The sequence below is a fragment of the Algoriphagus kandeliae genome, from assembly GCF_004571135.1.
Classification (GTDB): Bacteria; Bacteroidota; Bacteroidia; order Cytophagales; family Cyclobacteriaceae; genus Algoriphagus; species Algoriphagus kandeliae.
Window position 1 is genome coordinate 653,817 of sequence record NZ_SPSB01000002.1, and the last position, 14,663, is coordinate 668,479.

Genomic DNA, 14,663 nt, shown 5'->3' on the forward strand with positions numbered 1-14,663 from the left:
TTTCTTGACTTGAGCCCCCACCATATAGCGATAGGGATTGAGTCTTAAAAAATAAAATGAAAAAAAGTCAACCCGAAATCGGCCTTTTTATCCCCTGCTATGTGGATCAATTTTTCCCACAAGTGGCAATAGCTACCTTGGAATTATTGGAAAAATTGGGCTGCAAGGTGAGCTATCCTTTGGGTCAAACCTGCTGTGGGCAGCCATTGGCCAACGCGGGATATGAGCGGGATACAGAAGGATCTAGCCGTCATTTTTTGGAGTTATTCAAACAGTTTGACTACATCGTCGCTCCTTCCGGAAGTTGCGTTTTGCATGTAAAAGAGCATTTCCCAAAGCTTTCCGACATGGAGCAAGAGCAAAATCGGGTACATGATCGAATCTATGAATTGACAGAATTCTTGACGGATGTTCTAAAAGTAGATTCCTTGAAAGGATCTTTTCCAAAGAAAGTTGGATTTCATTCTTCTTGCCATGGATTGCGGGGACTTCGCTTGGCTTCCAGCTCTGAGATGAACGTTACCCCTTTCAATAAGGCCAAACAACTTCTACAAAATCTGGAAGGACTGGAGTGGGTTGAACTAAGCCGAGTTGATGAGTGCTGCGGTTTCGGAGGTACTTTTTCCGTGACAGAGGAAGCACTTTCTGTACAAATGGGAAGGGATCGCTTACAAGATCATCAATCTCATCAAGTGGAAATAGTGACTGGAGGGGATATGTCCTGTCTGATGCATCTTCAAGGAATTGCAGATAGAGAAGGGAGCAGCCTGAAATTTATGCATGTGGCAGAAATTCTAAACCAAGCCATCTTATGAGTCATCCTAAAGCCGCAAGTCAGTTTCTGAAGGATCATGCTAATTCCCTTTGGCATGATGAGACGCTTTGGATGGTTCGAGAAAAGCGGGATGCCATCAGTAAGACTATCCCAGAATGGGAAGAATTACGAAACCTTGCCTCCCAAATCAAGGATAAGGTCCTTTCCAATCTCGATGTCTATTTAGAGAATTTTGAGGCAAATGCTCAAAAAAATGGTATTAAGGTTCATTGGGCCAAGGACGCTGCAGAGCATAATCAAATTGTCTTAGGAATCCTACGGGAAAAGAATTGCCAGGCTATCGTCAAGAGCAAATCCATTCTTACGGAGGAATGCCATTTAAATCCCTATTTGGAAAAGAATGGGGTGGAGGTAGTGGACACGGATTTAGGTGAGCGAATTGTCCAATTTCTTCAGCAACCCCCGAGTCATATCGTCATGCCGGCAATTCACTTGAAAAAGCGGGATATTTCGGCACTTTTTCATGAGAAATTGCAAACGGAAAAAGGAAATGAAGATCCTTCTTACCTGACCAATGCCGCTAGACTTCATTTGAGAAAAAAGTTTTTGGGGTCTAAGGTGGCCATTACAGGTGTGAATTTTGGGGTAGCAGAGACTGGTGAATTTGTTGTCTGCACTAATGAAGGAAACGCAGATATGGGAGTGCATCTAGCAGATGTTCATATCGCTTGTATGGGAATCGAGAAGATCATTCCGAGAAGAAAGGATTTGGGAGTTTTCCTACGCTTATTAGCTCGGTCAGCAACTGGACAACCCATCACCAATTACAATTCGCATTTTAGAAGCCCTGCCAAAGGAAAAGAAATCCATTTGGTGCTTGTCGATAATGGAAGAAGTCTTCAATTAGCCCGTGAGAAATTCAGGAATTCGCTGAAGTGTATACGCTGCGGAGCCTGTATGAATACCTGCCCTATCTACCGAAGAAGTGGAGGCTATAGCTACGGAAGCACTGTTCCCGGACCTATTGGATCCATCCTTTCTCCTGGCTTGGATATGAAAAAATACAGCACGCTTCCATTTGCATCTACCCTTTGCGGAAGCTGCTCGGATGTCTGTCCTGTCAAGATCAATATCCACGAACAGCTCTATGAGTGGAGACAGGAAATCACCAAGCATCACGGGGAATTTGGTAAGGGACTTTCAATGAAATTGGCCAGTGGAATTTTCAAAAGCCCTTTGGCTTATAAGATTTCAGGGTCTACTATGAGAAAAGCGATCAAGCTTCTTCCGAAAGGATTGATTTATAATCCTTTGAATGTATGGGGTAAAAACAGAGATCTACCCGAAGCTCCAAAGGAATCTTTTCAGGAATGGTATAAGAAAAATAGAGGATGAGCAGTAGGGAAAATATATTGAAAGCAATCCGTGGTATTCAACGGGAAAGGAAAGAATTACCAACTCTTCCTGATTTCAAATTGGAAGGTGATTTGGTGGATTTATTTATCCGAGCCATCCAAGCCAATAAAGGAGAGGTGATGGGCGAGGAAGAATTCAATAATTGGGTTTCCTCATGCGACTTTCATTCGATTATTTCTTTGTCTGAGCCCTTCCAATCTTTGTCAACCTTCGAACTTCCTGAAGACCCGCATCACCTGAATCATTTGCAACTGGCTATCATTCAAGGGCAATTTGGAGTTGCAGAAAATGGCGCTATTTGGTTGAATGATTCCCAGCTGCCGCATCGGGTACTTCCGTTTATCACCGAGCATTTGGTGATTGTGCTGTCAAAAGAAAACTTGGTGGATACCTTACATCAAGCCTATGAACGAATTGGGGAAGAACACTCGGGCTTTGGATTATTTGTAGCCGGACCTTCCAAAACCGCAGATATAGAGCAATCCCTCGTGGTAGGTGCACATGGTGCGAAAAGTTTGAGAGTTGTACTTATGTGATTTTTGAAATCAAAAAAAACTACCCAATAGGCTAGTTATTGTGAAATCTATGTCATTCAAGCCCCTGTGTAACGGCGGTCAGGCAAGAACTCCGCCCTGTCAAGAGGGCGCTCAAAACCAGTTGAGCTAAGATTCCAATATTTCTTTACAGGCTCTGATTTTTGATGGTTTTATTCTCCTTCTAGCAATTTCTTGTGAATAGCCAAAACCTGAGGAATCAAGAGCATGTTGTCCTTGTTTTTGATGACGAAATCGGCTTTCTCATTTTTAATTTCGTCTGGTAACTGCTGATTGATGATGTGGTTTACTTGATCTTCCGTTCGGTGAGGATCACGCATTAATACGCGGGCCATTCGAACACGTAGTGGAGAACTGACATTAATTAAAGCATCCAGTTTTTTCTCCCCCCCTGTCTCAAAAATTAAAGCTGCTTCCTTCAATACATAAGGGCTTTTTTGTTTAGCAGCCCAATTTTTGAAATCCTCGGCTACTGCCGGATGAACCAAACTGTTGATTTTTTTAACCTTTTCCGGGTCAGCAAAGACGGTTTTGGCTAATAATTCCCGATTGAGTGATCCATCTTCCAGATAACTGCTTTCTCCAAATGCATTGATTATTTCCTGCTTTAATGGATTTTGAAGCATGAGGCTTTTGGCTCGGTCATCGGCATAGTAAACTGGGATGCCTAAAATTTCGAAAAGCTGGGCAACAGTGGATTTGCCAGAACCTATGCCTCCTGTGAGACCAATCAGTTTGGGATTAGTTGCCATAGCTCAACTTAAGAGTAGCGGGTTCTACGCGAACTTGATCTAAAAATGGAGGCATAGGATTAACCTGAACAGCAATGGTTGAGTCTTGCCTGTTTCGCTGTGAGTAGTTTAATACCGCTTCAAATTCCAGATCTTTCAATTCATCTGTATAGCGCTCATCCACCAAATAATACATCATGATAGAAGGGTCTTCCTCGACTAGATGGACGGTTCTTGGAAAATTGACTTTCTTAAGCTTCATGCGCTTGTTCCCTTCCAAGAAAGCAACTACATCGATGTGGACAGAAATGCTACTTTCTTCGATGGAAATAAATTCTGAAAGTTCTTTCGAAATTTCAATTTTCACATTTTTGGTCAGATCTCGGTCTAGGCGCTTTTCATCTAGATTCACAGGAAACTTCCCGTCATAAATTTCTAATATCGATTCAGCTCCAATAACTGTGATTTCCTTGGGTTCAAATTCCGGTTCATTTAACATACGGATATTTTTACCCAAACTGTAACTCATGGAATCCAAAACAGGCCTCATTTTCACGGATCGGATTCGATCGATATCGATTTTTAGCGTGTCGTTTGAGAGCGAAACGATTTGAGTAGGGCTTAGGAATTCAGATAATTCCCTTCTCAAATCGGTAGGAATGAGATAATCTTGAGAAGATGGCTGCTCCAGATTAATGATGAAAGGAGGGGTATTGAAGTTGAAATACTTTCTCAAAAGATCCCATCCATTTCCGTTTATTTCTACCTCTAGGGTAGGGGGTAGAGGTTCGACGGGGATGTATCGTTCCCGGTCGAATTCAAATTGAATTGGATAATCGACAATAGTCGTGTAGTCGTCCTTATTCAGGGCGTTTAAAATCCAAAAAGTGGTAGCCGCTGCTACACAGAGGACTACCACTTTTAGGTTAGAGAGTTTTTTTGGAGAAATCCCCTTAGGGGACTTTTTAGTATCCGGCAAAATTCAACTTATTTAGAAGTCTTTTTGGAGAAATCTAAGGAAATGGCCGACTTTTCCACCGTGACTTTAAAGCCTCGGTCTAGCTCCAGAACAACTGTATCTCCTTCAACAGAGGATACTTTTCCATGGAGGCCACCTATGGTGATTACGGAATCTCCTTTTTTAATTTCGTCGATAAATTTCTTGGTTTCTTTTTGCTTTTTCTGCTGTGGCCTGATCATGAAGAAGTACATGATCAAAATGATGGATCCAAACAGAAAAACCTGACCCATGATACCCGCTCCACCTGCTGGAGCTTGTGCCAAAATGCTTGTTATCATTCGAAATTATCGCTTAACAGGTCCTACAGGTGCTGGTCCTCCTGTTTTAGGAGTTACATTTCCACGCAATCTTAATCTGGTCACAGTAGGATTGGTGTTAGCCTGAATAGTAACGGTAGGTGCCTGAGCTCCAGACTTAGCAGTTGAGTTGAATACTACCTTCACAAAACCAGTCTCACCTGGATTAACAGGAGTTTTGGTCCAGTCAGGGCTAGTACATCCACAAGAAGCAGTAATGTTAGAGATTACCAAAGGAGCTTCGCCATTATTGGTGAAGTTGAATACTCTTTCCACTACCTCACCTTCATTGATGGTGCCGAAGTTGTATTCCATTTCTTCAAATTGGAAGGCACCCAAAGTAGAAGGATCTGCTGCTTGAGTAGTTTGTGCATTTACTGGAGTGATGGAAGAACCTTTTGCCTCCAACTGTGCGATTTTTTCCTCCAATGCTTGGATTTTTTGCTCTTGCTCGGAGCTTTGATTACAAGCTGTAGTAAATGAGAGCGCTGCAAACACTCCCACTAAACCTAGGATTCTTGCTTTCATATTAGTTGTCTTTATTTATTTGATCGATTAGTTTATTTACGTCTTGAAGAAGGTTTTCAGCCTTGCTTTTTGCTTCGTTGATTACTCGCTTTCCTTCGCTCTTGGCCTCATTCAGGTGAAGTTCTTTTCCTTCTACCAATTCTTCAATAAGGTCTTCCAATTCCTTTTTGTATTTGGAAAGTCTGTAAGAAAGCTTGTCTCTTGTATTGCTGCCGCTGTCCGGGGCAAAAAGAACCCCCAATGCGGTACCAATGCCTGCGCCTACAATGAATGCTAAAAGTGAATTACTGTTCTTGCTCATACTGTTTTTATTTATTGTCTAAAAGCCCTCTACCACTCTTACGGATTTTTCCCTGTTCCGTTAATTCACGAGACATCACATCCAAAAGACCGTTTACAAACTGCTTGCTCTTTGGCGTGCTGTAGGTCTTCGAAATATCAATGTACTCGTTAATACTTACCTTCACAGGAATACTTGGGAAAAGCTGCATCTCGGTAATCGCCATGGAGATGATTACCTTATCCGTAAATGCCAGTCTGTCAATATCCCAATTTTTCGTTTTTTGGGCGATTAATTCCCGGTTTTCCTGGTCTTTTTCAATGGTGAAGTTAAAGATATTTTGAAAAAACTCCTTATCCTCTTCCCAGTTCATGGCAATTTCCGGAAGCCCTCCTTCTCCAGATTCTTCTGCCTGTACGGCATTTTTCAAAACCTTGGCAGCCAGACTTCTCACGACGGACTTGTTCTCTGTCCAATTAAGGTCTTTTTCAGAGAAGTGGTTCAAAATCACCTCGTTTTTGAACAAAATCTTTTTCAGAAGGTCTTCCGTAGCTTCCAAGTCTTGCTCCAAACTTGGATTCGAGATCTTCAAATATGCCTGATATTCTTCTGAAGGTTTGATATAATCTCGGAACCATTCCTTGATTTCAAGTTCTACATCTTCCAAATTGACATTATTCCTTGCCAAGGCTGCTTGATAGGAAGGTGAATTCCGAAGCTTTTTGATAACTTGGTTGTTATATAAATTCAGTTCACCTGCGAATTCTACGGAGCTTTCACCTGCTAATTTCCGCTTTTTCTCATGCTCTCGACCCACATGGGCCGCAAAAGCCTGAAGCAGCTCGATAGCCAATAAATAAAGTTGCGGAATACGTTCCGCAGAAGTGACCATATTTTTCAAAAGAAACTCCTGATCTTTTTTATTGGCGTTTCGGTATTGAACGATCGCTTCCTTTACTACCTGCTTGACTTTTGGACTTGCATCCGCAGCATCGATTGCTTTCGTATTGTCCAGATTTTTTTCAAAAATCGACAGCGCCAATTCGGCTTCCCTATTCAGAGCGGCCTTATCCTGAACCTCCATACTATTGAGGTCTGGTTGAAAGGATTCTTTGATAAAATCTCGGGAAAGATTATAGTTGGAAGCTTTACACTGCTCAAAGGCGTAAAGGTTTTGAAAAGCTTTGACCCTGAGGATTCTTCGATTTAACATAATTGTTCAAACAAGCCGTAAATATAGGGATTTTAGGCGGGCTTCCCCCAGCAGATTTTTCATAAAAAAACCACCGGATGCCTGTTCCGGTGGTTCCAAATTTATGGATGTGATTCCTTAAAAAGGAAGTTTAACTCTTCCGATTGCTTCAATCCGCTCTTTGGCAGCTCTGATTGCTGCTTCTTGTGCTGGAATCTCTTCTTTTTCGGATTTTTCCAAGATATGAAGACAGGTATCGTAAATCTTTTCTGTTTGCTTATAAACAGTCTCTTCTTGGTAGTCACCATAATATTCAGCGCCTACATTAATAACACCACCAGCATTGATTAGGAAGTCAGGAGCATAGATAATTCCTTTTTCCAACAAGATTTTACCATGCTTAGCTTCGTCTTTCAACTGGTTGTTGGCTCCTCCTGCGATTACAGCACACTTTAATCGGTCAATGGTATCATCATTGATAGTAGCGCCCAAAGCACAAGGGGCATAAATATCCATATCCAAATTGTAAATGCTATTTGGGTCAACGGCTACTGCACCGGTTTCTAAGGCTACTTTCTTCAGCTTATCCTCGAAAATATCTGTGATCAATACTTCAGCATTTTCTTTTACCAAGTGTTGGATGAGATATTTTCCGACCTGACCAACGCCCTGAACGACGATTCTTTTTCCAGAAAGATCATCCGAACCAAAAGCTTTTTGCGCAGCGGCTTTCATCCCCACATACACACCATAGGCAGTAACAGGAGATGGGTCACCTGCTCCACCTTTGATTTGAGGAAGTCCGGTCACATGTGTGGTCTCCATGGCGATGTACTCCATATCGGCCGTACTCATGTTGACATCTTCAGCAGTGACATAGCGACCGCCAAGGCTTTCTACAAAGCGACCAAATCTTCTTAGGAAGGCTTCACTTTTCAATTTTGGATCTCCAATAATGACCGCCTTTCCTCCTCCTAGATTCAATCCGGCAAGGGCGTTTTTGAAAGTCATACCTCTCGAAAGTCTAAGCACATCCGTAATTGCTTCGGCTTCCGTGGCGTAAGGCCACATGCGGGTACCTCCCAAGGCAGGACCAAGGGTAGTGTTGTGAATTCCGATCAAGGCTTTTAGACCGGTAGCTTGGTCATGGCAAATCACGAGCTGCTCGTGATCCATGGTGGTAATTTGTCCAAAGATGGACCCTTCTTGCAAGGTTTCGGAAGCTTTCGTTTCTAACATGTGAACTTCGCAGTTTAGATTGTGTTATATTTGGGTTGTTCCTTTCCCACGAGAGGTAGGCCGATACAAAATTAAATACTTTTATCGGCCAGCAAAGGAATAATTTACCCAAGTTTCCTTAATCAATTTCTAATTTCAAAAGTTTTTATTTGGTGAAGCCGCTCTGGAGACTTAATAAATATTTATACAAATACAAGGGCTTATTGCTTTTGGGTATCTTTTTTACCGTCATTTCGAACATCTTCGTAATTATTCCTGCCCAATTGGTGAGATTAGCCATAGATTATGTGGTTGAAAGTTTTTCCATTTTTAAGCCAATTCAGCTAGGTGGAATGGGGGATTTGGCCCAAGAAGTTTTTTTAAAATTCGTCTTAGTCTTCGGTGTTTTAATCCTGATAATGGCCCTTTTACGTGGCTTTTTTCTCTTCCTAATCCGGCAGACTATCATCATCATGTCCCGTCGGGTGGAATATGATTTGAAAAATGAGATTTTCGAAAAGTATCAGAATTTACCGCTGAGTTTCTATCGGAAAAATAGTACCGGTGATTTGATGGCTCGGATTACGGAGGATGTCAGTCGAGTGCGAATGTACTTGGGACCGGCTATCATGTATGGGCTTAATTTGTTGATTTTGTTCCCCTTGGTGATCAGCTATATGGTCATGGTAAATCCTCAACTGACTCTCTATTCCCTACTTCCTCTGCCGGTACTTTCGATCAGTATTTATTTTGTCAATAACCTAATTAATGAACGCTCCGAAAAAATTCAGCGTAGCCTCTCAGGCTTGAGCACCTTTGTTCAAGAAGCGTTCTCCGGAATCCGGGTGTTGAAGGCTTTTGTGAGAGAAAAGGATAGTGTCCGGGACTTTGCCACAGCGAGTGAGGATTACAAGGATAAATCCATTCGTCTGACCAAAGTCAATGCTTTATTTTTCCCTTTGATTATGGCTTTGGTAGGGATTTCTACCATCCTGACCGTATATATCGGAGGCCTTCAGGTGATCAATGGTGAAATTGGCTATGGAGTCATTGCAGAATTTATTCTCTATGTCAACATGCTTACCTGGCCGGTTACTTCTTTAGGTTGGGTTACTAGTATTGTACAGCGCGCTGCGGCTTCTCAGACTCGAATCAATGAATTTTTAGATGAGAAAAATGATATCCAAAGTGCCAAGGATTTGGAGGTGCCTATTCATGGAAAAATCACTGTCCGCGATGTTACCTTTATTTATCCTGATTCTGGAGTAAAGGCCCTGGATCATGTAAGTTTCGAAATTCAAGCAGGACAGACATTGGGAATTATTGGAACCACAGGCTCTGGAAAGTCTACTATCGCTAATCTTCTCATGCGCATGTATGACCCGAGTTCGGGAGAAATTTTGATAGACGATAAACCGATTCAGGATTTTAATATTTCATTCCTCCGAAAAAACATAGGATATGTTCCTCAGGATGTCTTCTTGTTTTCGGATACCATTGCAAATAATATTTCCTTCGGGGTAGACCAACCAAATGATGAGCTGATTCAGCAAGCGGCTCGGGATGCGGATGTTTACCAGAATATTGTGGACTTTCCGAAAGGCTTTGACACCATGTTGGGAGAACGCGGCATTACACTTTCCGGAGGTCAAAAACAGCGTGTTTCTATTGCAAGAGCCATAGCCAAAGAACCGCAAATCCTGATTTTGGATGATTGTCTTTCAGCAGTGGATACCAAGACCGAGAATTCCATCCTCAATGCGCTTAAAAAGATCATGAAAGATCGGACTTCAGTAATTATTTCCCACCGGGTCTCTTCAGCCAAGCTAGCAGATCATATCATTGTATTGGATGATGGAAAGGTGATCGAGCATGGAAACCATCAAACCCTGATGGACCAAAAAGGAACCTATGCAGAGCTGTATGAAAAACAAACTCAAGCAGGAGAATCTGTAGAGACAGAACTGGAATAAGCGATTGATTTCCTGTATTTAAGGATAATTTTTTCTAACTTATTGTTCTCAACCAACGAATATTTTTAGCTATGGAAAAGGAAAAAAAAGGCATACAGGAAATCGAGAAAACCCTTCAGGAAATCGGTCATAAAATCGAAGAACTGATTCAAAAAGGTGCCGATGCCAGCGCCGATGTGAAAGAGGAAATCGAAAAGAAGATCGCAGCTTTAAAGGAAAATAAAACCACCTTGGAAGAAGAGCTGCGAAAGGGAAAAGCCTTACTGGAGAAGGAATTCAAAGAAAAGAGGGAGGAATATGAGCCCCGAATTCAAGAGTCTAAGGGATTTCTCAAAGAAGGCTTGAAGCAATTTGGAATGGCATTTAAAGCCCTCTTTTCTGGAAAATGAGTTCTTTTTCAAATGAAAATGGCCGGTTGAAAGACCGGCCATATTTTTATCGTTCGCTGAGTGCATTACATCGATCATAGGATGGATCGATGTCTATAAACACATCTTCTTTGGCTGTGACAAACCACACGCCAAGCAGCTCATCTTCTTTCTTTCGTAAGGCTGCAGCCTTCATTTTCTCATAGTCATCATTCAGATTCGCCCGATGAGCAGGATACCTTGCCTGATAGTATAATATTCGCAGCTTGGTTCCTTCACGTGGATCTTCAAATCGGATAGGTTTGGTGATCGACCCAACTTCCATACTATCAATAGTAAAATAAAGTACCGGGTCTTCTAAAGTCCGCAGGGTTAAGCGATTGGAGCTAGTTCCTGGGTCAGTAAAGAAACCGCCATTATCGGAAGTAGCTCGATCTTCTGAATAATCTTTTGCTGCTTTGGCAAATTCAATGTTCCCATCCAAGATTTCTGTTCGCAAGCTGTCCAAATATCGTTCTGTTCGTTGGATATCTTCCTCGCTTGCTTGAGGGATGCGAAGAATGTGACGGGTATTGTAAGTGTTTCCACGAATTTCGAGAAGCTGAATCATGTGGAACCCAAATTGAGTTTCTACTGGGTCACTGATTTCACCTTGACGAAGCCCCAAGGCCGTAGCCTCGTATTCTGGTGCTAATTGCCCTCTACCAAAAAAGCCTAAATCACCGCCTTGAGCTGCAGAGCCAGGATCCTCAGAATATTGTCTTGCGAGAGAGGCAAAATCAGCTCTTCCAGCCAAAATATCCTCTTTAAACTTCAATAGCTGATCGTAGATTTCCTGTTTAGTCCTTTCGTTGACTTCTGGCTTTCTTACAATTTGACCTACTGTCACTTCTGCCGAAAAGAAGGGTAGGGAATCGGTAGGAATACTCTCGAAAAAGGCTTTTACCTCAGCCGGAGAAACGGTTACTCCCTCGGTGATTTTATCCCGCATTCGCTGAACGATCAATTGCTCCTGAATTGCGTCATACATTTCGGATTTCAACTGATCCGCCGTCTTACCGTACATCTGCAAAATTAGGTTTTCATCTCCACCTATTTGTTGAAGTACCATTTGGAAGCGGTTTTCTGTTTGCAACTCCACTTCCGCATCGGTTACCACAACGGAGTCGATTTCTGCTTTTGCCAGCATCAGCTTATTGATGACCAAAGACTCAAACACCTCGCAACGTGTTGGTGGAGTTATCCCCTGTTGGGATTGGGCAATGGCTTCAATAAAGGTGCGCTGAACATCAGATTCCAAAATGATGTTGTTGTCGACTTTTGCTACAATTTTGTCTAATACCTGGCCGGTAGTCACGGTCTCTTCTTGGGCCATGGCTGATTGGAAAATAAAGACAAAACTGATTGCTACTAGAATTTGGTTTAGTTTACTCATTGTAGGTATGAAAAGGCTAAGCCAGGGTGATTATTGATTCAAAGCAATAAATGCTTCTTCTTTGACTTCTTCGTTGATTTCTACAGGATATTTTTCCCGTAGTGTTTGGATTAATTTTTCGTCCAAATATTCCTGATAGTCTCGAATAACGAGGCCTCGGGTTTCTTCAAACTTTTTAGGACCTGCTGGATAGGAATCGCCTAAGAGAACTAAATGCAGATGTCCATCAATTTCCAGTTCCTGATATTTCTGATTCAAGTCTACTTGGGAAAGAACAGGGCTGCTGGGGATTTCCAAAGTGCCTGATTGAACTTGGAAGGCTAGCGGTTCATTTTCCTCGAACTTATTTTTGAATTCATCAGCCAACTCACTGGAATAGCTTTGATCTCTGAGGAGATTGCGTGCTTCGTTAAGTTGGTTCATATCCAATACCTTGACGATAAGTGCCTCAGTCCGGTTTTTCCACTGATACTGATTCAAGTTATTTTTAAAATATTGCATTTGACCCAAGGAATCCTGTATTCCCTTTTGCCAAACCTCCTGATTCATCAATGAAAATAATAAGATTCCGTCTCGATATTCTTTGAGTAGCATTTGATACTCGAGGTTATTGGATGCCAAATCCTTCTCTTCCAGATCTGCTAGGACGAAAGAAGCGAAGCGGTCATACCAAAGGTCAAAATTTTGCCCATTTGAGCTCAATCTCTGTTCTTGATCCTCGATAAATTTCAAGAAATCATCTACTTGATAGCTGTTTGATCCTGCTTCGAATAGAAATTCGGATCCCCAATCATTAGTCTCGATTACACCTTGGAAATTGGTGGCGGAAATTGGATTGAGCGCTTGTTCTAATCTTCCCACCAACTCTTCATTTTCCTTAAATCCATAGCGGGATTTTTGGATGGCCAATTCCTGAGAATGAATCATAGAAGAGCGAGAGTCTCGAAGAATTCTGGAGCGAATCATAGGCTCAAGTTCCTCAAAGGAATCCAGGGGCTTTTTCCCTTCCAATCGTAAAATATGGTAACCATATCGGGTTTTGACCGGTGGAGAAACCTCCCCTTCCTCTGTGAGAGAAAAGGCCGCCATTTCAAACTCCGGGATCATATTGCCCACGGAAAACCATGGAAGAAGACCTCCTTTTTGGCTGGTGCCAGGATCCTCAGAATAGTTTTTGACTATATCTTCCCACAAGGTTGTGGGCTTTTGAATTTCATTATAAATGTCAGAGATTTTTCTTCTTGCTCTGTCTTCAGATAAGGTATCTGACTCATCCACTCGAACCAAAATGTGAGAAACCTGTACTTGCCCAGGATTTGCTCGTCGATCCTGAACCTGAATAATATGGTAACCAAAGCTCGTCAAAACAGGATCAGATACCTCCCCAGCTTGTAGCATATATGCTGCATCTTCAAAAGGCTGAACCATCTGAAGCGCAGAAAAATACCCCAAATCCCCGCGGTTAACCTGAGCGGATGGATCTTCTGAATATTCTACCGCTAGTTCATTGATAGAAGCGCCATTTTGAATGTCTTCTTTAAGTTTCAGCGCCATTTTCAAAACAGCAATGGAATCTTCTGCACTTGCATTGGGAGGGAATCGAAGCAAAATATGGCTAGCCCGAATGATTTCCTGCATCCGTGAATAGGCTTTTCGTAATTCTCCTTCTTCCAATGAGTTTTTGATCAAATAGGGTGCTTTCAACTGATCTTTAAATGAATCAAATTCCCGCTGAAATTCAGTAGTTTGATGTAAACCTTGAGCTTCAGCTTCCGCTACTTTCAATTTGTAATTGATGAAAAGCTCTAGATTGTCTTCAAATTCTTCTCTGGAAAGTGCAGCAGAAGTTCCTTCCGAATTCATCCCTTTTCCAACCAAATAGATGAATTCGTTAAGCGATACTTCTTGGTTGCCTACCGTCAATAAGGGCTTTTTTTGGCCCATAACGGGCTGAACTGCAGCCCCGATAAGAGTAAAAGCAACCAATAGGTTAAAGGTAAGGGCCGAAAAAGATCGGTAGATCATGAATTGTTGAGCTTTCTATTTCACTGCAATGTTACAAAAATATGAGGATTTTGGGTGAAATGCCCGAGCTTACAGGTATTTAACAAGAATTAGGAGCCAAAAAATTTAATCAGTCGGCAGGTATTTGTCCCGCCTTGAGATTCAAACTCGATTTCATCCATGATTTTTTTCACCAAAATGAGCCCTAAACCTCCCTTGCGTTTTTCTGAAATAACGGTTTTGAGGTCCGGCGCTTCATAGTCCAATAGGTTGAAGGCCTTTCCCTTATCCATTATTTCAAAAACTAATCGATCGTCCTCCTGCCTCAAATTCAGGGAAATATGATCGCTCCCATTACAGTGATGGGAATGGATGATTAGATTGGCACATACCTCCTCTACAGCCAAGATGACCTGATGCTTGTCTTTTTCAGAAAGCATAATCTGGGAAAGATTCTTATTCAGAAATTTCCTCAGTTCTGACAGGGCAGTGGTTTGGCAGATTAGCTGAATTGTATGCTCCATGTTTTAATTTGCGTTCAAAGCAGCTTCTTTCTCTGGGAATATAGGAATCAATTGATCGAGCCCAAGGATTTGAAATACCTCCAAAACCCGAGGGCTGAGGGAAAAGATTTTCAGGGTGATTCCCTGCTCCTGAAAATCCTCCAAATAGGACATAAATACACCCAATCCTGCAGAAGATATGTATTCAATTGCCGAACCGTCAACGAGAATTGATTTTGCCCCATTTTCGGCTAGTCTTCGAATCGATTCATCCAATTGCACCGAGTTGCTGGCGTCTATTTCTCCTTTCGGCTGCAAAATGTAATGTTGGTTTTCCTGTTGGGTTTCTATGGAAAGCATATTTTCTAA

The 14,663-nt window shown here is 42.0% G+C and carries 16 protein-coding genes; 5 read left to right on the forward strand and 11 right to left on the reverse strand.

The window, feature by feature from the left end; all coding sequences use genetic code 11:
* The first annotated feature begins 56 nt into the window (after positions 1-56).
* From E4S40_RS07415 to E4S40_RS07425, 3 genes are read left to right on the forward strand one after another with little or no spacing between them, the layout of a single operon-like run.
* The gene (locus tag E4S40_RS07415) at positions 57-815 is read left to right on the forward strand and encodes a (Fe-S)-binding protein (protein WP_135072705.1); all 759 of its coding nucleotides are present in this window, start codon (positions 57-59) and stop codon (positions 813-815) included.
* The gene (locus E4S40_RS07420) at positions 812-2,170 is read left to right on the forward strand and encodes a lactate utilization protein B (RefSeq protein WP_135072706.1); all 1,359 of its coding nucleotides are present in this window, start codon (positions 812-814) and stop codon (positions 2,168-2,170) included. The genes E4S40_RS07415 and E4S40_RS07420 overlap by 4 nt, the downstream gene beginning before the upstream one ends.
* Positions 2,167-2,727 (forward strand): LutC/YkgG family protein, encoded by a 561-nt coding sequence (locus E4S40_RS07425; RefSeq protein WP_135072707.1) that lies wholly within the window; start codon positions 2,167-2,169, stop codon positions 2,725-2,727. Before E4S40_RS07420 ends, E4S40_RS07425 begins: the two co-directional genes overlap by 4 nt.
* 170 nt (positions 2,728-2,897) lie before the next feature.
* On the opposite strand, the gene coaE is transcribed toward E4S40_RS07425, so the two are convergent.
* The 7 genes from coaE to E4S40_RS07460 all read right to left on the reverse strand — a co-directional run bounded on the left by coaE (position 2,898) and on the right by E4S40_RS07460 (position 8,032).
* On the reverse strand, positions 2,898-3,497 hold the full coding sequence (gene coaE / locus E4S40_RS07430) for a dephospho-CoA kinase (protein ID WP_135072708.1): 600 nt from the start codon (positions 3,495-3,497) through the stop codon (positions 2,898-2,900).
* Positions 3,487-4,395 carry a YbbR-like domain-containing protein gene (locus E4S40_RS07435; protein WP_237563145.1) on the reverse strand — a complete coding sequence of 303 codons (909 nt, stop codon included), beginning with the start codon at positions 4,393-4,395 and terminating at the stop codon, positions 3,487-3,489. The genes coaE and E4S40_RS07435 overlap by 11 nt, the downstream gene beginning before the upstream one ends.
* Positions 4,396-4,463: 68 nt before the next feature.
* On the reverse strand, positions 4,464-4,775 hold the full coding sequence (yajC, locus tag E4S40_RS07440) for a preprotein translocase subunit YajC (RefSeq protein WP_135072710.1): 312 nt from the start codon (positions 4,773-4,775) through the stop codon (positions 4,464-4,466).
* A 6-nt stretch (positions 4,776-4,781) separates the two neighbouring features.
* Positions 4,782-5,321: a DUF1573 domain-containing protein gene (locus E4S40_RS07445; RefSeq protein WP_135072711.1), complete on the reverse strand. Its 540-nt coding sequence runs from the start codon at positions 5,319-5,321 to the stop codon at positions 4,782-4,784.
* A 1-nt stretch (position 5,322) separates the two neighbouring features.
* Positions 5,323-5,622: a YtxH domain-containing protein gene (locus E4S40_RS07450; protein ID WP_135072712.1), complete on the reverse strand. Its 300-nt coding sequence runs from the start codon at positions 5,620-5,622 to the stop codon at positions 5,323-5,325.
* 7 nt (positions 5,623-5,629) lie between these two features.
* The gene (nusB, locus tag E4S40_RS07455) at positions 5,630-6,814 is read right to left on the reverse strand and encodes a transcription antitermination factor NusB (RefSeq protein ID WP_135072713.1); all 1,185 of its coding nucleotides are present in this window, start codon (positions 6,812-6,814) and stop codon (positions 5,630-5,632) included.
* Between the two features lie 117 nt (positions 6,815-6,931).
* Positions 6,932-8,032, reverse strand: coding sequence for a Glu/Leu/Phe/Val dehydrogenase dimerization domain-containing protein (locus tag E4S40_RS07460; protein ID WP_135072714.1), 1,101 nt, complete (start codon positions 8,030-8,032; stop codon positions 6,932-6,934).
* A 152-nt stretch (positions 8,033-8,184) separates the two neighbouring features.
* Between E4S40_RS07460 and E4S40_RS07465 the strand changes: the two genes are divergently transcribed.
* Complete coding sequence (locus E4S40_RS07465) at positions 8,185-9,984, forward strand: ABC transporter ATP-binding protein (RefSeq protein WP_135072715.1); 1,800 nt, start codon at positions 8,185-8,187, stop codon at positions 9,982-9,984.
* A gap of 71 nt (positions 9,985-10,055) precedes the next feature.
* Complete coding sequence (locus E4S40_RS07470; protein ID WP_135072716.1) at positions 10,056-10,373, forward strand: hypothetical protein; 318 nt, start codon at positions 10,056-10,058, stop codon at positions 10,371-10,373.
* A 46-nt stretch (positions 10,374-10,419) separates the two neighbouring features.
* Here the strand turns inward: E4S40_RS07470 and E4S40_RS07475 are convergent, their stop codons facing one another.
* The 4 genes from E4S40_RS07475 to E4S40_RS07490 all read right to left on the reverse strand — a co-directional run bounded on the left by E4S40_RS07475 (position 10,420) and on the right by E4S40_RS07490 (position 14,654).
* On the reverse strand, positions 10,420-11,787 hold the full coding sequence (locus tag E4S40_RS07475) for a peptidylprolyl isomerase (protein WP_135072717.1): 1,368 nt from the start codon (positions 11,785-11,787) through the stop codon (positions 10,420-10,422).
* Between the two features lie 30 nt (positions 11,788-11,817).
* Entirely contained in the window at positions 11,818-13,812 is a 1,995-nt protein-coding gene (locus E4S40_RS07480) for a peptidylprolyl isomerase (protein WP_135072718.1), read from the reverse strand.
* A gap of 89 nt (positions 13,813-13,901) precedes the next feature.
* A complete protein-coding gene (locus E4S40_RS07485) occupies positions 13,902-14,315 on the reverse strand; it encodes an ATP-binding protein (RefSeq protein ID WP_135072719.1) in 414 nt (137 codons plus the stop codon).
* Between the two features lie 3 nt (positions 14,316-14,318).
* Entirely contained in the window at positions 14,319-14,654 is a 336-nt protein-coding gene (locus E4S40_RS07490; protein WP_135072720.1) for an STAS domain-containing protein, read from the reverse strand.
* Positions 14,655-14,663: the final 9 nt, after the last annotated feature.